Source organism: Streptomyces sp. NPDC000229 (assembly GCF_040300825.1).
Taxonomy (GTDB): Bacteria; Actinomycetota; Actinomycetes; order Streptomycetales; family Streptomycetaceae; genus Streptomyces.
The window spans coordinates 1-19,357 of record NZ_JBEPEL010000115.1 but is presented as its reverse complement, the minus strand read 5'-3'; the positions used below and the strand labels follow the sequence as shown (position 1 = coordinate 19,357).

The following is a 19,357-nucleotide window of genomic DNA, read 5'->3' as shown; positions in this document are numbered from 1 at the left end:
CCCCCGCGGCCTCTGCGTCATCCGGCCCTTCGGAGTCGAAGTGCTCCTCGTCGGGCGGAAGCGGGCGGTGGTGGGGCGGGGCCCTTCCGGGCTCACCTCCTCGGGGCCGGCGGCCTGGGCCCGCGTGTCCGGATGCCGGGTGGGGGCCGTGGTCAGCGGAGTGCCGCCGTTTCGGGCTCCGCCAGGCGGCGCGCCGTCCGGTCGGCCGTGCCCCGGGCCCACCGGCCGCTGGTCGCCGCGCCCACCAGGAGGACGCTCAGGCCGCAGCCGGCGATGACCCACCAGGCGGGGCGGCTCGCGGCGACGAAGCCGTCCGTGTGGGAGGCGGGCGAGACGCCGGCGGCCAGGACGGCGCCGATGACCGCGACGCCCAGCGTCTGGCCGATCTGCCGGCTGGTCGAGGCGACGGCGGCGGCGACGCCCGCCTGGGCGCGGGGCATGCCGGAGACGGCCGTGTTGGTGATGGGGGCGTTCACCATGCCGAAGCCGAGGCCGAAGAGCACGTACCCGGTGAAGAGGAGCGGCGTGGACGTCTCCGCCTCGAACGCGGCGAACAGCACCCCGCTCGTCGTCATCGTCACGCCCGCGATCAGCAGGGGCAGGCGCGGGCCCCGGCTGCCGACCAGCCGCCCCGCCAGGGGTGCGCAGACGAAGGTGAGCGCCGCCATCGGCAGCATGTACAGCCCGGCGTGCAGGGCGGTCAGCCCCCGCACGTCCTGCAAGTACAGGGTGTTGACGAAGAGGAACCCGCCCAGGGCCGCGAACGAGCACACCGCGATGACCGTCGCCCCGCTGAACGGGGCGCTGCGGAAGAAGCGCAGGTCGATCAGCGGCTCGGCGCGCCTCGGCTCGTACAGCAGCAGGGCGGTCAGGGCGAGGACGGCCGCCGCCGCGAAGCCCGCGATCAGCGGCGAGGTCCACCCGGCGACGGGCGCCTCGATGATGGCGTACGTCAGGCAGCCGAGGAGCACCATGACCAGGAGCTGGCCCACCGGGTCCACACGACGCGGCCGGGGCGCGCGGGACTCGGGGACGTACCGGAAGGTGAGGAACAGGGCGAGCAGACCGACCGGCAGATTGAGCCAGAAGATGGAGCGCCAGCCGACGGTGTCGGTGAGCACCCCGCCGACCAGCGGGCCCGCCGCCATGGAGATGCCGACGACCCCGCCCCAGACGCCGATGGCGCGGGCACGCGCGCGTGGCTCGGTGAAGGTGTTGGTGATGATCGACATGGCGACCGGGTTCAGCATCGAACCGCCCACGGCCTGGACCATGCGGAAGGCGATCAGCGATCCCAGGTTCGGCGCGAGGGAGCAGAGGAGTGAGCCGAGCGTGAAGAGGACGAGACCGGCCATGAAGACCTTGCGGCGGCCGATCCGGTCGGCGGTGGAGCCGGACAGCATCAGCAGGCACGCGAGTACGAGCGTGTAGGCGTCGACGGTCCACTGCATCCCGGCGACGTCCGCGCCCAGCTCCCGGCGCATGGAGGGCAGGGCGACGTTGAGGACGGTGTTGTCGAGGCTGACGATCAGCAGACTCATACAGCAGATCGCCAGGACCAGGAGCCGCCGGCGGTGGGTGAGCTCGGGCATATATCCAAAGTACGGCTAACTAACGATCCGCTCGGCGCGTAGGTGACAATGGGGGGCATGACCGCGTTCAGTCCCCTTGCCATCGGGCCGCACACCGTGCAGCCGCCGGTGGTGCTCGCGCCGATGGCCGGCATCACCAACGCCCCGTTCCGCACCCTCTGCCGTGAGTTCTCCGGCGGGAAGGGGCTGTTCGTGAGCGAGATGATCACGACGCGGGCGCTGGTCGAGCGCAACGAGAAGACCATGCAGCTGATCCATTTCGACGAGACCGAGACGCCCCGGTCGATCCAGCTGTACGGGGTGGACCCGGTGACTGTCGGCAAGGCGGTCCGGATGATCGTCGACGAGGACCTCGCCGACCACATCGACCTGAACTTCGGCTGCCCGGTGCCCAAGGTGACCCGTAAGGGCGGCGGCTCCGCACTCCCCTACAAGCGGCCGCTGCTGCGGGCGATCCTGAACGAGGCCGTCTCGAACGCCGGTGACCTGCCGGTCACGATGAAGATGCGCAAGGGCATCGACGACGACCACATCACCTTCCTGGACGCGGGACGCATCGCGGTCGAGGAGGGCGTGACGGCCATCGCCCTGCACGGGCGCACCGCGGCCCAGCATTACGGCGGCACGGCCGACTGGGACGCCATCGCTCGGCTGAAGGAGCACGTCCCGGAGATCCCGGTCCTCGGCAACGGCGACATCTGGTCGGCGGACGACGCGCTGCGGATGATGCGCGAGACCGGCTGCGACGGGGTGGTCGTCGGACGCGGCTGCCTGGGCCGGCCGTGGCTCTTCGGCGACCTGGTGGCGGCCTTCGAGGGTACGGGCGCGGCGGCGGCGCCCACGCTGCGCGAGGTCGCGGACGTGATGGTGCGGCACGCGCGGCTGCTGGGGGAGTGGATCGGTGACGAGTCACGGGGCGTCATCGACTTCCGTAAGCACGTGGCCTGGTACCTGAAGGGGTTCGCGGTCGGTTCGGAGATGCGCAAGCGGCTCGCGGTGACGTCGTCGCTGGACGAGCTGCGCGCTCAGCTGAGCGAGCTGGACCTGGACCAGGCGTGGCCGGCGGGCGCGGACGGGCCACGTGGGCGGACGTCCGGGAACAACCGCGTGGTGCTGCCGGACGGGTGGCTGAAGGACCCCTACGACTGCGCCGCCGTCAGCGCTGACGCGGAACTGGACACGTCCGGCGGGTGACGGAGCGGGTGCCTGCGGAGGGGGGCGGCAAGGTCGTCCGCCTGACGTGCGGACGCCGTCCGGATACTGGAATCCCGCGCTCCGGGAGGGCGTGATTCTCGCCACCCCTGATAGGGGTTGCGCTCAGATGAGCGCGAAAGAGGCGACTGCACTTCTCAAAGGGTGGCACTCAGTGCCACTCTTTTTCTGTTCAAGAGTTGAACTCAAGTGCCTGGCTAGGCGCTCAAACGAGCGGTTACCCTTAGCTTTGAGTCAAACGTCATTCGGAGGCTGAAGGAGTCGGGCCGAGAAACCTACCGCTCAGTCACTTTCGATCTGGTGGCGGACGGGTGGTTAAGGCCGTATGACGGGTAGGCGTACATACCCAGAAGCCTTCGATCTGGGTATGTTCCTCGCCGTCAGGGCAGCCACCGAGTCCTCGAGGAGTCGAGACCCGTGTCGGAAAACAAAGATCAGAAGTTCGTGTACGACTTCACCGAGGGCAACAAGGACCTGAAGGACCTGCTCGGCGGTAAAGGTGCCAACCTCGCCGAGATGACCAACCTGGGTCTTCCCGTGCCTCCCGGCTTCACCATCACCACCGAGGCCTGCAAGGTCTACCTCGACAGCGGCGACGAGCCCGTCGAGCTGCGGGACGAGGTCACCGCGCACCTCGACGCCCTCGAGAAGAAGATGGGCAAGAAGCTCGGCCAGGCCGACAACCCGCTTCTGGTCTCCGTCCGGTCCGGCGCCAAGTTCTCCATGCCCGGCATGATGGACACGGTCCTCAACATCGGACTCTCCGACAAGTCCGTCGAGGGCCTGGCCAAGCAGGCCGGCGACGAGCGGTTCGCCTGGGACTCGTACCGCCGCCTCATCCAGATGTTCGGCAAGACCGTCCTCGGCGTCGACGGCGAGCTCTTCGAGGAGGCCCTCGAAGAGGCCAAGGCCGCCAAGAAGGTCACCGTCGACACAGACCTCGACGCGGGCGACCTGAAGAAGCTCGTCAAGCAGTTCAAGAAGATCGTCAAGGCCGAGGCCGGGCGCGACTTCCCGCAGGACCCGCGCGAGCAGATGGATCTCGCCATCAAGGCCGTCTTCGACTCCTGGAACGGTGAGCGCGCCAAGCTCTACCGCCGCCAGGAGCGCATCCCGCACGACCTCGGCACCGCCGTCAACGTCTGCTCCATGGTCTTCGGCAACCTCGGCCCCGACTCCGGCACCGGTGTCGCCTTCACCCGCGACCCCGCCTCCGGCCACCAGGGCGTCTACGGCGACTACCTGCAGAACGCGCAGGGCGAGGACGTCGTCGCCGGTATCCGCAACACCGTGCCGCTGGCCGACCTCGAGTCGATCGACAAGAAGTCGTACGACCAGCTGATGCAGATCATGGCGACGCTGGAGAACCACTACAAGGATCTCTGCGACATCGAGTTCACCATCGAGCGCGGCCAGCTGTGGATGCTCCAGACCCGCGTCGGCAAGCGCACCGCCGGTGCCGCCTTCCGGATCGCCACGCAGCTCGTCGACCAGGGCCTGATCGACGAGGCCGAGGCGCTCCAGCGCGTCAACGGCGCCCAGCTCGCCCAGCTGATGTTCCCGCGCTTCGACGAGAAGGCGGCGGTCGAGCAGGTCGGGCGCGGCATCGCCGCCTCGCCGGGCGCCGCCGTCGGCAAGGCCGTCTTCGACTCGTACACGGCCGTCAAGTGGTCCCGGTCCGGCGAGAAGGTCATCCTGATCCGCCGTGAGACCAACCCGGACGACCTGGACGGCATGATCGCCGCCGAGGGCATCCTGACCTCGCGCGGCGGCAAGACCTCCCACGCGGCCGTCGTGGCGCGCGGCATGGGCAAGACCTGTGTCTGCGGCGCCGAGGAGCTGGAGGTCGACACCAAGCGCCGCCGGATGACCGTGCCCGGCGGGCACGTCGTCGAGGAGGGCGACGTCGTCTCCATCGACGGCTCCACCGGCAAGGTGTACCTCGGTGAGGTCCCGGTCGTGCCGTCGCCGGTCGTCGAGTACTTCGAGGGCCGTATGCACGCCGGCGCCGACGACGCCGACGAGCTCGTCCAGGCCGTGCACCGGATCATGGCGTACGCGGACCGAGTACGCCGCCTGCGCGTACGGGCCAACGCCGACAACGCCGAGGACGCCTCGCGGGCGCGGCGCTTCGGCGCCCAGGGCATCGGCCTGTGCCGCACCGAGCACATGTTCCTCGGCGACCGCCGCCAGTACGTCGAGCGGCTGATCCTCGCCGACACGGACGCGGAGCGCGACGAGGCCCTCAAGGCCCTGCTGCCGCTCCAGAAGGACGACTTCGTCGAGCTGTTCGAGGCGATGGACGGCCTGCCGGTCACGGTGCGTCTGCTGGACCCGCCGCTGCACGAGTTCCTGCCCGACATCACCGAGCTGTCGGTGCGCGTCGCCCTCGCCGAGGCCCGCAAGGAGCCGCACGAGAACGAGCTGCGCCTGCTCCAGGCCGTGCACCGGCTGCACGAGCAGAACCCGATGCTGGGTCTGCGCGGCGTACGCCTCGGCCTGGTCATCCCCGGCCTGTTCACCATGCAGGTCCGCGCGATCGCCGAGGCCGCCGCCCAGCGCATCGAGGCCAAGGGCGACCCGCGCGCCGAGATCATGATCCCGCTCGTGGGTACCGTCCAGGAGCTGGAGCTGGTCCGCGACGAGGCCGAGCAGGTCATCGCCGAGGTCCAGGCGCAGACCGGTGTCGAGCTGAAGCTGGCGCTCGGCACGATGATCGAGCTGCCGCGCGCCGCCGTGACCGCCGGTCAGATCGCCGAGTGCGCCGAGTTCTTCTCCTTCGGCACCAACGACCTCACCCAGACGGTGTGGGGCTTCTCCCGGGACGACGTGGAGGCCAGCTTCTTCACCGCGTACCTGGAGAAGGGCATCTTCGGCGTCAGCCCCTTCGAGACGATCGACAAGGACGGCGTCGGCGCGCTCGTGCGCAGCGCGGTCGAGGCCGGCCGCGCCACCCGCCCGGACATCAAGCTCGGCGTCTGCGGCGAGCACGGCGGTGACCCGGAGTCGGTGCACTTCTTCCACGAGGTGGGCCTGGACTACGTCTCCTGCTCGCCGTTCCGGATCCCGGTGGCGCGCCTGGAGGCGGGCCGCGCGGCGGCGCAGTCGAGCGGGAGCGACAGCCGCTGAGCCGTAGCCGGACCGTCCGTCGCCCGGACGGTCCGGCCATGAGACACCGGAGCCGCCGTTGGTCCCCGACCCTCACCGATCGGCGGCGGCTCCGGCCCGCAAGAGAGACGGGGCGGACACCTTGTGCGGAGGTGTCCGCCCCGTCGTCGTACGCGGGAGCCGCGCCCGGGGGAGCCGTTCGGTGCGATACGGGAGGGCGGGGAGTGCGGGGCGTGCAGGGGCGGCCTCTTCCGGAGCCGTGCATTCCGTCCTGCTTCCGGGGATCCCGTCGGGGAGAAATGTAGGTTCCTGTTGCATTGCGGCCGGTTGAATTCTTGGCTGTTGAACACCGGACCTTTATGTCAGGTCAATGTAGGCGCCAATGTCCGGTCGAATGGGTTGATTCAACCCGCAAAGAACGGGCGGAGCGCGGCCACCGGATCCCCACCCGCCGACCGCGCCCCATTACCCCTGCCGGGCGGGAGAGCCGCAACCTTTCAGGTCCGCCGCCGGACGTGCGAAGCCCCCCACGGTCTTCAGCACGTCACCTCGGTCCTGAAGGTTTCCTGCCCGACGGCGTACAGCTTTTCGGTTCACCCCCGTTCTCCGCGATGCGTTTCAAGTGTGGCTGAAATGCCGTGGTGACGGCGTGTGATGGCATGCATACTCATTGGCGGGGGGTGATTGCGGATGCAACAGGGGTGGGTTCAGTGCTGCGTATTCATTTCACCGGGGACGACCTTGCCGGGGTCCGGATGGCGGCCCGGCCGGATGCGTTGTGGGAAACGATTCTCAGCTTTCACAGGTTGCGCGACCGGCGCGGAGCGCTCGTCTACGGAGCATGGCGTTCGGAATCACGGACGCGGCTGAACGGCGAAACGCGGCTGCTCGGCGCCCTCGTGCCGACCCGGGGCTATTTCCCCGATTTCCTGACCCCGGCCCAGGGCCTCGACGGCCTCGACGCGGGACTCCAGGCGGTACGGGCCACCCCGCCGGCCCGGGTCCACACCGAGCTGGCCCTGCTGGCCGCCTCCCGGCCCGGCGGGGTCGGCCTGCCCGGATGGGCGCGGGACCTCGCCGAGGGCCGCCAGGAGCCGTTCGGCCGCCTCGTCGGGGCGCTCCGCGGCTACCACCGGGCCGCCATCGAGCCGTACTGGTCGCACGTCGTCGCCTGCGTGGAGGCCGACCGCGCCGTACGCGGCCGCGCCCTCCTCGACGGCGGGGCCGACGAACTGCTCGCCTCCCTGCCGCCCGTGCTGCGCTGGCGGGCGCCCGTGCTGGAGGCCGACTACCCCGTCGACCGCGAGCTGCGCCTGGACGGGCGGGGCCTGCTCCTCCAGCCCTCGTACTTCTGCCGGGGCACCCCGGTCGTCCTCCGCGACCCGGACCTGCCGCCCGTCCTGGTCTATCCCGTCACCCACACCGACGCCCCGGTGTCGGGCCCCTGCGAACCGGGGGCGTCCCCGCTGGGCCGGCTCGTGGGGCACACCCGGTGCGCCGTGCTCAAGGCCATAGGCCAGGGCGGTACCACCAGCGAGCTGGCCCGCCGCGCGGGCGTCTCGCTCGCCTCCGCCAGCCAGCACGCGGGCGTGCTGCGGGACGCGGGCCTCGTGGTGACCCTCCGCCAGGGCAGCTCCGTGCTGCACACGCTGACGCCACTGGGCGCCGCCCTCCTGCACGGGGGCGGCGCCCAGCCCGGGCGGCAGCAGCCGCAGCGGCGGCGTTACGCGCGGAACGGCCCCGTCACCTCGTAGGTGATGCCGCCCGACGAACTGCCGGTGGTGCCGCGCTGGCTGGAGAAGTACAGCCGCTTGCCGTCCGGCGAGAAGGCCGGGCCGCAGATCTCCGAGCCGGACTGGCCGTTGATCCGGAGGAAGGGCGCCACCACGTCGTCCGGCGTGATGACGCAGATCTCCATGTTGCCGCCGTCCTCCGCGACGAACAGGTCGCCGGAGGACGAGCCGGTGACGTTGTCCACCCCGGTCAGCGGGGCGGTGCCGGTGGTGACCAGGGAGTCGTCGTAGGCGAGCTCGTAGGTGTTGTTCGCGAGGTTCAGCTGCCACAGGCGGTTGTCGCCCTTGGTGGTGAACCAGACGGTGTCGTTGGCGTAGTGGCAGCCCTCGCCGCCGTTGAACTTCTTGGCACCGGACACCTGGCTGCGGGTCGCGGTCGGGGAGCCGTCGGGATCGGGCACGTTGGCCCAGGAGAAGCTGCCGGACGTGCTCGTGCCCGCCTTGAGGACCTGGAGCGTGCCCGAGGACAGGTCGCCCCAGGTGTTCGGGACGAACCGGTAGAAGCAGCCGTCGGACTTGTCCTCGGTCAGGTAGATCACCTTGCGGACCGGGTCGGCGGCCGCCGCCTCGTGGTTGAAGCGGCCCATGGCGGGGCGGCGCACCGCGGCGTTGACACCCCACGGGTCGGTCTCGTAGACGTACCCCGTGTCGACCTCCTCGCAGGACAGCCAGGTGTTCCACGGCGTCTTGCCACCCGCGCAGTTGCGGTTGGTGTTGGAGAGGATGCGGTAGGCGCCCGTAATCCTGCCGGACGAGTCGAACTTCACGGCGCTCGCGCCGCCGGTGGAGGAGATCTCCGAGTTCGAGACGTAGATCCAGCCGGTGCCGTCCGCGAAGCAGGCGCCGCCGTCGGGGGCGTTGTGCCAGGTGTACGAGGTGGATCCGACCTTCTGACCGGAGCGGGCGATCACCCGGCTGGTGAAGCCGCTGGGCAGCTGTATGCCGTTGGCGTCCGCCGAGCCGAGGGCTCCGTACGGGCCGGGGCCCGGCTGCGCGGGCGCCGCGTAGGCCGCTCCTCGCATGAGGGTGCCGCCGAAGGCGGCGGCGGTGCCGCCGATGACCGCTCCACGCAGGAAACTGCGACGTTCCACTTGTCACTCCAGGAGGTTCGTGACCAGACCAGCCGCACCGGGCGGGGCGGCAGGGTCGAGCGCTTCGGGAACCTAGAAGCCCCGGATTGACGGTGCAGCAACAAGCAGTGAAGGGGAAGCGTCGGGCGCCGGTCCGTGCCGGTACCCCCTCCAGCAGCTCCTTCCCGAACACCTTGTACGCCTCCACGGTGTCCGCGTCAGCGAGCGTGGTGCGGCCGAGGCCGATCCGGGTCCTCGAACCGCTGATCGACGGGCGTGCCGGCCCGGTACGCCCGGCAGGGCCCATGGCGCCGAGGCTGGGCCGGTGCTCGGTGCTCGGTGCTCGGTGCCCCGCAACGCAGGAGGCGGAGGCTGCCTGGAGTGGCGGGCGAGGCTCAGCGGCGCGAAATTTTTTTCGAGGACGTTCGGCAGGAGCGATGAGTTTCGCCGGACCCCCCGGTCTACCCCCTCGAAAGCGTCACACCAACCAGAGAAGAGATGACGACATGCCCCAGATGATCTTCGTGAACCTGCCGGTGAAGGACCTCGAGACGTCGAAGACCTTCTGGAGCAAGCTGGGCTACTCCTTCAACGAGCAGTTCAGCGACGACAAGGCCGCGTGCCTGGTCATCAGCGACACCATCTTCGTGATGCTGCTCACCGAGCCGCGCTTCAAGGACTTCACGAAGAAGGAGATCGCGGACGCGGCCCGTACCACCGAGGCGATCTTCGCGCTGAGCGCCGACAGCCGCGAGCGGGTCGACCAGCTGTGCGACGCCGCGCTCGCGTCCGGTGGCTCCGCCGCCAATGACCCGCAGGACTACGGCACGATGTACGGCCGCTCCTTCCAGGACCCGGACCACCACCTGTGGGAGGTCGTCTGGATGGACCCGTCCGCCGTTCAGGGCTGAGGAGGGCCGGGGGTCGAAGAAGGCCGAGGGCAGGGCGCGGGGCCGTCCGTACGACATGCTCGTGCGTCAGGCCGTCCCCCGCCGCGAACCGCCGCGCCGCCGCGAACCGGCGTGCCGCCGTGCACCGGCGCACCTCCGCCCGTACGGCGGGGAGCGCCGGTCCCGGCCGGGACGGCTCGGCCGGTCCGGGTCGCGTGGACGCCGGCCGGCCGCCCGGACGGGTCAGGAGACCGGGACGAGTTCCCGTGTGCGGACCGGGAAGACCGCCACCGACACCTCCTCGTCGTCGAGGCACCGCCCCGTCTCCAGGTCGAAGCGCTGCTTCAGCAGCGGCGACGCCACGAACGGCCGCCCGGCCGCCGACCCGATCAGGCCCCGCGACAGCACCTGCGCGCCCGTGAAAGGGTCCCGGTTGCCGATCGCGTACAGCCGTCCCGACCGGTCCCGGAACAGCGCCACCTGCCGCCCGTCCGGCAGTAGTGCCGCCATGCCGCGCCCCGGAGTGAGTACCGAGTCGTCGCAGATCGGCAACCACTCGTCACCGTGGGAGAGTTCGAGCATCATCGGGCGGAAGCTCCTTCCAGGGGTTCCAGCGTCAGGATCGTCAGGTCCGGCTTGATCTGGCCGCGCTCCGGCACGAACTTCACCGAGGGGTCCGGTGCGTCGGGGGCGTTCACGAAGGAGACGAACCGGCGCAGCCGCTCCGGGTCGTTCAGCGTCTCGGCCCACTCGTCGTGATAGCTCGCCACGTGTGCGGCCATCTGCGCCTCCAGCTCGTCGCACAGCCCGAGCCTGTCGTGCACGATCACATCGCGGAGGTGGTCGAGGCCGCCCTCCAGCCGCTCCAGCCAGGTCGCGGTGCGCTCCAGCCGGTCGGCGGTACGGATGTAGAACATCAGGAACCGGTCGATCAGCCGGATCAGCTCCGCGTCCGACAGGTCCTGGGCGAGCAGGTCCGCGTGGCGCGGTGTCGCGCCGCCGTTGCCGCCGACGTACAGGTTCCAGCCGTTCGCCGTGGCGATCACGCCGAAGTCCTTCGACTGGGCCTCCGCGCACTCGCGCGCGCAGCCCGAGACCGCCGACTTGAGCTTGTGCGGGGCGCGCAGGCCCCGGTAGCGCAGCTCCAGGTCGATCGCCATCTTCACCGAGTCCTGCACGCCGTAGCGGCACCAGGTCTGGCCCACGCACGACTTCACGGTCCGCAGGGACTTGCCGTACGCGTGTCCCGACTCGAAGCCGGCGTCCACCAGCCGCGTCCAGATCTGCGGCAACTGGTCGACCCGGGCGCCGAAGAGGTCGATCCGCTGACCACCCGTGATCTTGGTGTACAGCCCGAAGTCCCGGGCCACCTCACCGATCACGATCAGCTTCTCCGGGGTGATCTCCCCACCGGGGATGCGCGGCACGATCGAGTAGGAGCCGTTGCGCTGCATGTTCGCCAGGAAGTGGTCGTTGGTGTCCTGGAGCGCGGCCCGCTCGCCGTCGAGGATGTACTCGTTGGTCAGGCTCGCCAGGATCGACGCCACGGCCGGCTTGCAGATCTCGCAGCCCTCGCCGCCGCGCGCCTCCTCACGGCCGTGCGAGTCGAGCAGCTCGGCGTACGACGTGAAGCGCATCGTGCGGACGATCTCGTACAGCTCGCTGCGGGTGTACGAGAAGCAGCCGCACATCCCGCTGTCGGCGGGCTTCGGCAGGAGCTGCTGGATCACCTTCACGCAGCTGCCGCAGCCGGTGCCCGCCTTGGTGCACTTCTTCACCTCGGGCAGTGACGAACAGGCGCAGATGGCGCCCTTGGTGACGTTGTGGCAGGAGCAGATGATCGCGTCGTCGGGGAGGGCGGAGGGGCCGAGGGTGACCGGCGCCCCGGCGCCGGCCGGCAGCACCAGCTGCTCCGGCGCCACCGGCGGCTTCGTCCCGGTCATCGGGCGCAGCATGCCGTACGACTCGGCGTCACCGACCAGCACGCCGCCCAGCAGTACGCCGTCGCCGTCGACGACCAGCTTCTTGTAGATGCCGGAACGGGAGTCGGAGTAGACCACGTCCAGGCAGCCCTCGGCGGTGCCGTGCGCGTCGCCGAAGGACGCCACGTCCACGCCCAGCAACTTGAGCTTGGTGGACATGTCGGCGCCGGTGAAGCCGGTCGCCTCCTCCTCCGCGATCGTCGCGGCCGCCGTGAGCGCCATCTCGTACCCGGGCGCGACCAAGCCGTACACCCGGCCGTCGGCCGCGAGCGCGCACTCGCCGATCGCGTACACCGCCGGGTCCGACGTACGGCACCGCTCGTCGACCGCGATACCGCCGCGCTCGCCGACCGTCAGGCCGCAGTCGCGCGCCAGCTGGTCCCGGGGGCGTACGCCCGCCGAGAAGACCACGAGGTCGGTGTCGATCACCGAGCCGTCCGAGAGCGCCATGCCCGTCACCGAACCGTCCTCGGTGACGATCTCCTGCGTGCCGGTGCCGGTGTGGACGATGAGACCCATGTTCTCGATGGTGCGCAGCAGGGCAGCGCCGCCGCCCTCGTCGACCTGCACCGGCATCAGGCGCGGGGCGAACTCCACGATGTGCGTCTCCAGGCCCAGGCCCTTGAGCGCGCCCGCCGCCTCCAGGCCGAGCAGCCCGCCGCCGACCACGGCGCCGGTCTTCGCGGTCTTCGCGTACTCCTCGATGGCCAGGAGGTCCTCGATCGTGCGGTAGACGAAGCAGCCCTTCGCGTCCTTGCCCGGCACCGGCGGTACGAAGGGGTACGAACCGGTCGCCAGGACGAGGGTGTCGTAGGCGATCACCCGGCCGGCGCGCGAGGTGACCGTGCGGGCCTCGCGGTCGATGGTCTCGGCCGGGTCGTCCAGGTGCAGCTCGATACCGTGCCGCGCCATGAAGCCGTCCTCGACCATGGACAGGCCGTCGGGCGTTTGGCCGTCGAAGTACGAGGTCAGCCGGACGCGGTCGTACGCGGGGCGCGGCTCTTCGCAGAGCACGACGACCCGCGCCCGCTCCGTGACGCCGCGCTCGGCGAGGCCCTCCAGGAAGCGCTGGCCGACCATGCCGTGGCCGACGAGGACGATTGTGGGCATGTGGGCCATTTCAGGAGCCTCCGTCATGGGTGAGCAGGTGGAGCAGGGGCGCTTCCGGGAGGGCCTCGTCGCCCTCCCAGGCCCGGGCGAGCGCCCCGACCGCGCCGAGATCGCCGAGCAGTACGCCGCCGACGAGACGGTCACCGCGGACGACGACCTTGCGGTACGCGCCGCTCGTCGCGTCCGCCAGTTGCACGGTGTCGTCACCGGGGAGCGGCGTCGCCTCGCCGAACGCCGCCAGTTCGAGGGCGTCCATGCTGAGCCGGGTGAGCGCGCGGGTGCCCCGGTAGGCGCCGGTGCCGTGCTCCAGCACCTCGGCGAGGACGTCGGCCTGCTCCAGGGCGGCCCCGGCCAGCCCGTAGAGGCGGCCGTCGTGCTCGGCACAGTCGCCGACGGCGTGGATGAACGGGTCGGAGGTGCGCAGCTGGTCGTCGACGACGATCCCGCGCCGCACGTCCAGGCCCGCCTCCAGGGCCAGGCCGACACGCGGCCGCACCCCGCAGGCGATGACCACGACGTCGGCGTCGAGGACGAAGCCGTCGGCGAGTTCGACGGCCTCGACGGCGTCGTCGTGGCAGCGGATCCCGCGGACCCGGCACTCGGTGTGGACCTCGACGCCCAGATCCGCCTCCAGATGGCGGCGGAGCAGCCGCGAGGCCTCGGCGTCCAGCTGGCGCTCCATCAGGTGCTCGCCCTGCTGGGCCAGCATCACCTCCGCGCCCCGGGCGGCGAGCGCTCGCGCCGCCGACACGCCCAGCAGGCCGCCGCCGATCACCACCGCCCGCGTCCCGGAGCCGACCAGCGCGTCCAGCGCCAGGCAGTCGTCGAGCGTCCGGAACGCGTGCACCCCGGCCGGCAGCCGCCCGCCGCCCAGGCCGCGCAGGGGCGGCAGCACCGGGTTCGAGCCGGTGGCCAGAACCAGCCGGTCGTATGCGAACGCCTCGCCGTCCGCGCAGTGCACCACCCGGGCGGCGCGGTCGATGCCGGTCACCCGCACCTCGTGCCGTGCCCCGTCGTCGCGCGGCGACGGCAGGGCGATGACCTCGGGCCCGTACCGTCCGGCCAGGACGTCCGCGAGCAGCACCCGGTTGTACGGGGCGTGCGGCTCCTCGCCGAGCAGGGTGACGGGCAGCCGCTCGGCGAGGCGAGCGCCCGCCGTGCCTCCGCCGACCACCACGATCCGTGAACTCATGCCCGTCAGCGTGCGTCGGCGGTGTTTCCCGGCCGCATCCCGATTGTTTCGCGCACGGAAAGCTGACCTCAGCGAGGAGCACCGCGGCCGGTGAGGGGGCGGCGTGGCCGGTGGGCGGCCCCCGCGCCGGCGGGCGGCCACCGCGCCGGTGGGCGGCCACCGCCGCCGCGAGGGGTCGCCGCGTTGGTCAGGGGGTGGGGGAAACCCGACCTCGGTTCCGCGGGCGGGCACCATGGCCGGCTGCGTGTCGGTTCGGGAGGCTTGAGCCATGAACGCCGTCAGCCTCGTGCTCACCGAACCGTTCCGCGCCGGCACGTGGAAGCGGGTCGCCTATCTGCTGCTCGCCCTCCCCGCGGGGCTGGTCGGCATACCGCACGTTCTGGCCCGGCGGCTGCTCGGTCAGGATCTCGCCCGCCCGGCACCGCGGCGGCTGGTCCTCCACGCGCTGCTCGCCACGCCCCTGAACCTGGTCGCCGTGGTCGTCACCGTCTACGGCTGGTCGCTGGTGCCCATGAACCTGGTCTGGCCACTGAGGGCGGGCGACCCGGCGGAGGCGTGGGGCGGGCCGACCTTCGCCGGCGCGTGGGCGTTCCACGCGCTGATAGGCGGGGTGGGGTTCCTGCTGCTGATGCCATGGGTGGGCCGGGGGCTCACCGCGCTCCAGGGGCGACTGGCGGTGCGGCTGCTCAGGGGCTCCCCGACCGGGGAAAGCGCGCCGCAACCTCACGCGCCGCACAATGACGCGCCGCAACCTCAGAGGTAGCTCAAGCCTCCTCAGTTCCATGGACGGCACACCTATCCCGTCCATAGGCTCGCGTCCATGCCCGACATATCGCTGACCACCCTGGTCCTCCTCTGTGCGGCCGCTCTCGTGGCGGGCTGGATCGACGCCGTGGTGGGCGGCGGCGGGCTGCTCCTCCTGCCCGCACTGCTGCTGGGCCTTCCGCACGTCCCGGCCGCCCACATCCTCGGCACCAACAAGGCGGTGGCCATCGTGGGGACGACGGGCGCCGCCGTGACGTACGTACGCAAGGCGCCGGTGCGGGTGAAGACGGCGGTGTGGATCGGGCTCGCGGCGCTGGCCGGGTCGATGGGCGGCGCGTTCTTCGCCGCCGGGATCAGCAGCGACGTCCTGCGGCCGGTCATCATGGTGGTGCTGCTGGGCGTGGCGGCCTTCGTGATGCTGCGGCCCTCCTTCGGTACGGCGGAGGGCAAGGGCCCGGCGACCCGGGCCAGGGTCGTCACGGCGATCGTCCTCGTCGGCGGCGGGATCGGCTTCTACGACGGGCTCTTCGGCCCCGGCACCGGCACGTTCCTGGTGCTGGCGCTGACCGCCGTGCTCCACCTGGACCTGGTGACCGCCTCCGCCACGGCCAAGATCGTGAACGTGTGCACCAACGCGGGCGCGCTGGCGATGTTCGCGTACCAGGGGACGGTGCTGTGGCGGCTCGCGGCGCTGATGGCGGTGTTCAACCTGGTGGGCGGGATGTTCGGGGCGCGGATGGCGCTGCGCAAGGGCGCGGAGTTCGTGCGGGGCGTGCTGCTGGTGGTGGTCTTCTCGCTGGTCGCGAAGCTGGCGTTCGACCAGTGGAGCTGACGGATGGCCGCTGACAGGTGCTGCTGACGGCCGGCTAGCGGACGCCGATCAGATGGGCGTACGCGACGACATTGCCCTGGTAGCCGGTCTTCTGGTCGAACGCGCCACCGCAGGTGATGACGCGCAGCTCGGCGCGGTCGGCGGGTCCGTAGACCTTGCGGTCGGGGAAGTCCTCGTTGTCGTACACCTCGATCGCGTCGATGGTGAACACGGCGGTCCGGCCGTCGCGGCGGGTGACCTCGATCCAGTGGCCCTTCTTGAGGCTGCCGAGCGCGTAGAAGACGGCGGGGCCCTCGGCGTTGTCGACGTGGCCGGCGACGATGGCGGTGCCCTTGGCGCCGGGCGGGGTGCCGTCCTTGTACCAGCCGGCGATGTTGGGGTTCCCGGCCGGTGGCACCTCCAGGCTGCCGTCCCGGGCGAGCCCCAGGCGCATCACCGGGGCGTCGACCCCGATCTCGGGGATGCGGATGCGGACCGGGGCGGAGGCGGGCAGGGGGGCCGCGGCCGCGTCGGTGTGCCGGTGCGGTCCGGCGGCGAAGGCCTCGGCGGCGCTCGGGACGGGCGGGGTCAGGTCCGCGGAGCCGTTCTGGACCAGCCAGAGGCCGACGCACGCGGCGATGGCTATGCCCCAGCCCTTGCCCTTGGTCCCGGTGCCGTTTCCCGTCTCGCTCCTGGTGTCGTCGGTCATGGCTGCCCTCGCGGAGGATGGGGCTCCCCGCCCGCGCCGCGGTCTCGGGGACACACGCGGCGGGGGCGGGGAGCGAGGCGGGGGTACGGGGACGGACCCCGTCAGCTGTCCTGCGCGCCGCTCGCCCGGCGGCGCAGGAGCCAGACCCCGCCGACGGCGGAGGCGGCCAGCACTGCCACTCCCGCCGCGATCTGGGTGGTGTCGGGGCCGACGCTGCCGCCCACCCCGGTCTTCACATGACCGCTGGGGACATGGCCGCCCTGGTCGTGCCCGCCCGAGCTCTGTCCACCCTGGTCGTGCCCGCCCGAGCTGTGGCCGCCCGAGTCGTGCCCGCCGCGCTCGACGATCAGGTCACCAGTGGCCGTCTTGCCGTTGTCGCAGGCCACGGCGATGGCGTAGGTGCCCGGCTTGGTGTGGGCGGGGACCTTGAACTGGCCGACCACGACCTCCTTGTGGGTGCCGGGCGACAGCTTGAACTCGCCCGCGCCCAGGGACTCCGCGTCACCGATCCCATGGCCCTTCTTGCCGCAGGCGGTGGTGTTGACCGTGACGGTCTCGCCCGGCCGGGCGGTCGACGGGTACACCTCCAGCTTCCCGAAGTCACCCGCGTACGCGGCGTACGCGGTCGGCGAGGCGAGGGCGCCGAGCGAGACGGCCGCCAGCGCGGTACCGGTGAGCAGACGGGCAGTGGTGCGCATGGGGTCCTCCGGAGCGCGCGGCAGGCGGGTGTCACAGGCGGATGTCCTGTCTTCGAGGTAAGGCCCCGCCCGCCCCGTCCGCCTGCTGAGGCCCCATCAGATTGCGCCGTCCGGGTCGGCGTGCCGCCCTGGACATCCCGCATCCCCGCAGGTCAGTGCCGGTTTCCCGGCCTCGCCCGAGGTCCCGCCCCGAACGGGTGACGTCAGCACCGGGCGCGACGGCGGCCGAGCTTTGGCGGGTGGTCAGTCCTCGATCAGGCGGCGCGGTCCCGGGCCGTGCGAGGCGAGCTCGTCGCCCGGGTTGGACAGTGTGCACCGGTTCAGCGACAGGCAGCCACAGCCGATGCACTCCGTCAGGTTGTCCCGCAGCCGCTGCAAGGTGCGGATCCGCCTGTCCAGGTCCTCGCGCCAGCACTCCGAGATGCGGGCCCAGTCCTCCGGCGTCGGCGTACGGTCGTCCGGCAGCAGCCCCAGCACGTCGCGGATCGTGGCCAGCGGGATGCCCAGCCTCTGCGAGGTGCGGATGAAGGCGACGCGGCGGAGGGTGTCGCGGCTGTAGCGGCGCTGATTGCCGGTCGTGCGGCGGCTCTTGATCAGACCCTCGCGCTCGTAGAACCGCAGCGCGGAAGGGGCGACACCGCTGCGCTCGGCCAGCTCACCGATGGTCGCTTCCTTGGCGTTCCAAGCGAGTTGCGTCATGGTCGCAAGAGTAGTTCGCCGGAGGAGCTTGACCTCAAGCATGGTTGAGGTACGAAGGTCTTGCCCATGGAGATCACCAAGACCTCGCCGCTGAAGCTCGCCGTCATCGTCGCCAGCAACCGGGAAGGCCGTTTCGGGCCCGTCATCGCCGACTGGTTCCTCGACCACGTGGGCCGGCACGCCGACTTCACCGTCGACGTCGTCGACCTCGGCGACCCCGGCACCGACCTGCCGACCGCCCTGTCCTACGACCCCGCCCCCGCCGTCCGCGAACGGCTCGCCAAGGTCAGCCCCAAGCTGGCCGCCGCCGACGCCTTCGTCGTCCTCACCCCCGAGTACAACCACTCCTTCCCCGCGTCCCTCAAGAACCTCATCGACTGGCACTACACCGAATGGCAGGCCAAGCCCGTCGGCTTCGTCTCCTACGGAGGCATGTCCGGCGGCCTGCGGGCGGTCGAGCAACTGCGCCAGGTCTTCGCCGAGATGCACGCCGTGACCGTCCGCGACACCGTCTCCTTCCACAACGCCCACGGCCACTTCGGCGAGGACGGCCGCCACAAGGACCCCACCGCCCCCGACGCCGCCGCCAAGACGATGCTCGACCAGCTCGCCTGGTGGGGCCACGCCCTGCGTGACGCCAAGTCCGTCCGCCCGTACGGCAGCTGAACCATGCTGCTGCGACGCTCCGGGCCCACCTGCGCCCCTACCGGCGGGCGATCGCCTGATCGTCCTCCTCCAGCTGATCCAGTCCCTCGCCACCCCGCCCCCTCCTCCAGATCGCCGCCGCCGCCGTCGCCGTCCACTTCAGTGCCCGAGGTGTGGTTGTCCCGCATGAGTGCGTCGTGGGTGCCGGTGCCGACGACCCGCCCCTGGTCGAGGACGACGATCCGTCGGCGTCGCGGATGGTGGCCACGCGCTGGGCGACGATGACGACGGTGGCGTCGGCGGTCTCCTGCTTCAGGGCGGCGCGCAGCGAAGCGTCCGTCTTGTAGTCGGGAGATCGTCCTCGACGAGGCGACCAGCTCCGTCGACACCCGCACCGAAGTGCTGATCCAGCGCGCCATGTCGTCGCTGAGCGAGGGGCGCACATCGTTCGTGATCGCGCACCGGCTCTCGACCGTCCGGGGCGCCGACGTGATCCTGGGGATGGAGGCGGGCCGGATCGTCGAGCAGGGCACGCACGACGAGCTGCTGGAGGCCGGGGGTGCGTACGCTCGGCTGTACGCGGCGCAGTTCGCCGCCGCGTGAGCGGTGGAGCGACACACGAGGGAGAGACCGTGACCCTGGCCATGACCGTACTGACCACGACCGACAGCGCCGAGAAGGCACAGGAGCTGGCCCGTGGCGCGGTGGAGGCGCGGCTCGCCGCCTGCGCGCAGATCTCCGGCCCGGTCACCTCCGTCTACCACTGGAACAACGCCATCGAGACCAGCCAGGAGTGGCAGGTCCTCTTCAAGACCACGGAGGCCTGCTACGACACGCTGGAGGCCTACCTCACCGCGAAGCACGACTACGACACTCCCGAGATCATCGCGACCCCGGTGGTACGGGGGAGCACGGCCTACCTGGCATGGCTCCAGCAGGAGACGTCCGCGCGATGACCGGCGAACTGCCCTTCTTCGTGTACGGGACGCTGCGCCCGGGCGAGTACAACCACGACCTGCTCAAGGTCAGCGCGGTGCCGGTCCTTCTGCTTCGCGTGGGACACGTCGTCGGCGGAGACCTC

Annotated in this window: 16 protein-coding genes and 2 pseudogenes; 9 read left to right on the top strand and 9 right to left on the bottom strand. The window is 71.2% G+C overall.

Annotation, left to right across the window (positions count from 1 at the left end; genetic code table 11):
* Positions 1–152: 152 nt before the first annotated feature.
* A complete protein-coding gene (locus ABT360_RS32950) occupies positions 153–1,592 on the bottom strand; it encodes an MFS transporter (RefSeq protein WP_351824890.1) in 1,440 nt (479 codons plus the stop codon).
* A gap of 57 nt (positions 1,593–1,649) precedes the next feature.
* Between ABT360_RS32950 and dusB the strand changes: the two genes are divergently transcribed.
* The 3 genes from dusB (at position 1,650) to ABT360_RS32935 (ending at position 7,666) form a co-directional block, all read left to right on the top strand.
* A complete protein-coding gene (gene dusB / locus ABT360_RS32945) occupies positions 1,650–2,786 on the top strand; it encodes a tRNA dihydrouridine synthase DusB (protein ID WP_351824887.1) in 1,137 nt (378 codons plus the stop codon).
* Positions 2,787–3,221: 435 nt separating this feature from the next.
* A complete protein-coding gene (gene ppdK, locus ABT360_RS32940) occupies positions 3,222–5,933 on the top strand; it encodes a pyruvate, phosphate dikinase (protein WP_351824884.1) in 2,712 nt (903 codons plus the stop codon).
* A gap of 689 nt (positions 5,934–6,622) precedes the next feature.
* Positions 6,623–7,666 carry an ArsR/SmtB family transcription factor gene (locus ABT360_RS32935; protein WP_351824881.1) on the top strand — a complete coding sequence of 348 codons (1,044 nt, stop codon included), beginning with the start codon at positions 6,623–6,625 and terminating at the stop codon, positions 7,664–7,666.
* On the opposite strand, the gene ABT360_RS32930 is transcribed toward ABT360_RS32935, so the two are convergent.
* Positions 7,636–8,796, bottom strand: a complete 1,161-nt coding sequence (locus ABT360_RS32930; protein WP_351824878.1) for a PhoX family protein — start codon at positions 8,794–8,796, stop codon at positions 7,636–7,638. The genes ABT360_RS32935 and ABT360_RS32930 overlap by 31 nt on opposite strands.
* 485 nt (positions 8,797–9,281) lie before the next feature.
* On the opposite strand from ABT360_RS32930, the gene ABT360_RS32925 reads away from it, so the two are divergent.
* Positions 9,282–9,686: a VOC family protein gene (locus tag ABT360_RS32925; RefSeq protein ID WP_351824875.1), complete on the top strand. Its 405-nt coding sequence runs from the start codon at positions 9,282–9,284 to the stop codon at positions 9,684–9,686.
* 222 nt (positions 9,687–9,908) lie between these two features.
* Here ABT360_RS32925 and nirD read toward each other — a convergent pair whose 3' ends face one another.
* From nirD to ABT360_RS32910, 3 genes are read right to left on the bottom strand one after another with little or no spacing between them, the layout of a single operon-like run.
* Positions 9,909–10,250, bottom strand: a complete 342-nt coding sequence (gene nirD, locus ABT360_RS32920; RefSeq protein ID WP_351824872.1) for a nitrite reductase small subunit NirD — start codon at positions 10,248–10,250, stop codon at positions 9,909–9,911.
* The gene (nirB, locus tag ABT360_RS32915) at positions 10,247–12,766 is read right to left on the bottom strand and encodes a nitrite reductase large subunit NirB (protein WP_351824869.1); all 2,520 of its coding nucleotides are present in this window, start codon (positions 12,764–12,766) and stop codon (positions 10,247–10,249) included. Before nirB ends, nirD begins: the two co-directional genes overlap by 4 nt.
* A 1-nt stretch (position 12,767) precedes the next feature.
* Positions 12,768–13,949 (bottom strand): NAD(P)/FAD-dependent oxidoreductase, encoded by a 1,182-nt coding sequence (locus tag ABT360_RS32910; RefSeq protein ID WP_351824866.1) that lies wholly within the window; start codon positions 13,947–13,949, stop codon positions 12,768–12,770.
* 268 nt (positions 13,950–14,217) lie between these two features.
* Between ABT360_RS32910 and ABT360_RS32905 the strand changes: the two genes are divergently transcribed.
* Together ABT360_RS32905 and ABT360_RS32900 are read left to right on the top strand one after the other, a co-directional pair.
* Positions 14,218–14,712: a hypothetical protein gene (locus ABT360_RS32905; protein WP_351824863.1), complete on the top strand. Its 495-nt coding sequence runs from the start codon at positions 14,218–14,220 to the stop codon at positions 14,710–14,712.
* A gap of 57 nt (positions 14,713–14,769) precedes the next feature.
* The gene (locus ABT360_RS32900) at positions 14,770–15,546 is read left to right on the top strand and encodes a sulfite exporter TauE/SafE family protein (RefSeq protein WP_351824860.1); all 777 of its coding nucleotides are present in this window, start codon (positions 14,770–14,772) and stop codon (positions 15,544–15,546) included.
* 34 nt (positions 15,547–15,580) lie between these two features.
* On the opposite strand, the gene ABT360_RS32895 is transcribed toward ABT360_RS32900, so the two are convergent.
* The 3 genes from ABT360_RS32895 to soxR form a co-directional block, all read right to left on the bottom strand.
* Positions 15,581–16,234 carry a class F sortase gene (locus ABT360_RS32895; protein ID WP_351824857.1) on the bottom strand — a complete coding sequence of 218 codons (654 nt, stop codon included), beginning with the start codon at positions 16,232–16,234 and terminating at the stop codon, positions 15,581–15,583.
* 101 nt (positions 16,235–16,335) lie between these two features.
* Positions 16,336–16,932 carry a hypothetical protein gene (locus tag ABT360_RS32890; RefSeq protein ID WP_351824855.1) on the bottom strand — a complete coding sequence of 199 codons (597 nt, stop codon included), beginning with the start codon at positions 16,930–16,932 and terminating at the stop codon, positions 16,336–16,338.
* A gap of 243 nt (positions 16,933–17,175) precedes the next feature.
* The gene (gene soxR, locus ABT360_RS32885; protein WP_351824852.1) at positions 17,176–17,631 is read right to left on the bottom strand and encodes a redox-sensitive transcriptional activator SoxR; all 456 of its coding nucleotides are present in this window, start codon (positions 17,629–17,631) and stop codon (positions 17,176–17,178) included.
* 66 nt (positions 17,632–17,697) lie between these two features.
* On the opposite strand from soxR, the gene ABT360_RS32880 reads away from it, so the two are divergent.
* Positions 17,698–18,297: an NADPH-dependent FMN reductase gene (locus tag ABT360_RS32880; protein WP_351824849.1), complete on the top strand. Its 600-nt coding sequence runs from the start codon at positions 17,698–17,700 to the stop codon at positions 18,295–18,297.
* Positions 18,298–18,446: 149 nt separating this feature from the next.
* Here the strand turns inward: ABT360_RS32880 and ABT360_RS32875 are convergent.
* Positions 18,447–18,625: pseudogene (locus ABT360_RS32875) on the bottom strand (ABC transporter ATP-binding protein); the annotation flags it as partial.
* Positions 18,626–18,630: 5 nt separating this feature from the next.
* Here ABT360_RS32875 and ABT360_RS32870 point away from each other — a divergent pair.
* Together ABT360_RS32870 and cutA are read left to right on the top strand one after the other, a co-directional pair.
* Positions 18,631–18,879, top strand: a pseudogene (locus ABT360_RS32870) (ABC transporter ATP-binding protein); the annotation flags it as partial.
* 41 nt (positions 18,880–18,920) lie between these two features.
* Entirely contained in the window at positions 18,921–19,232 is a 312-nt protein-coding gene (cutA, locus tag ABT360_RS32865; RefSeq protein WP_351824893.1) for a divalent-cation tolerance protein CutA, read from the top strand.
* Positions 19,233–19,357 lie beyond the last annotated feature (125 nt).

Coding starts and splice junctions, on each gene's coding strand:
- ABT360_RS32950 (WP_351824890.1), bottom strand. CDS start 1,592: ATGCCCGAGCTCACCCACCGCCGGCGGCTCCTGGTCCTGGCGATCTGC.
- ABT360_RS32900 (WP_351824860.1), top strand. CDS start 14,770: ATGCCCGACATATCGCTGACCACCCTGGTCCTCCTCTGTGCGGCCGCT.
- nirD (WP_351824872.1), bottom strand. CDS start 10,250: ATGATGCTCGAACTCTCCCACGGTGACGAGTGGTTGCCGATCTGCGAC.
- ABT360_RS32895 (WP_351824857.1), bottom strand. CDS start 16,234: ATGACCGACGACACCAGGAGCGAGACGGGAAACGGCACCGGGACCAAG.
- cutA (WP_351824893.1), top strand. CDS start 18,921: ATGACCGTACTGACCACGACCGACAGCGCCGAGAAGGCACAGGAGCTG.
- dusB (WP_351824887.1), top strand. CDS start 1,650: ATGACCGCGTTCAGTCCCCTTGCCATCGGGCCGCACACCGTGCAGCCG.
- ABT360_RS32905 (WP_351824863.1), top strand. CDS start 14,218: ATGAACGCCGTCAGCCTCGTGCTCACCGAACCGTTCCGCGCCGGCACG.
- ABT360_RS32880 (WP_351824849.1), top strand. CDS start 17,698: ATGGAGATCACCAAGACCTCGCCGCTGAAGCTCGCCGTCATCGTCGCC.
- soxR (WP_351824852.1), bottom strand. CDS start 17,631: ATGACGCAACTCGCTTGGAACGCCAAGGAAGCGACCATCGGTGAGCTG.
- nirB (WP_351824869.1), bottom strand. CDS start 12,766: ATGGCCCACATGCCCACAATCGTCCTCGTCGGCCACGGCATGGTCGGC.
- ABT360_RS32890 (WP_351824855.1), bottom strand. CDS start 16,932: ATGCGCACCACTGCCCGTCTGCTCACCGGTACCGCGCTGGCGGCCGTC.
- ABT360_RS32910 (WP_351824866.1), bottom strand. CDS start 13,949: ATGAGTTCACGGATCGTGGTGGTCGGCGGAGGCACGGCGGGCGCTCGC.
- ABT360_RS32925 (WP_351824875.1), top strand. CDS start 9,282: ATGCCCCAGATGATCTTCGTGAACCTGCCGGTGAAGGACCTCGAGACG.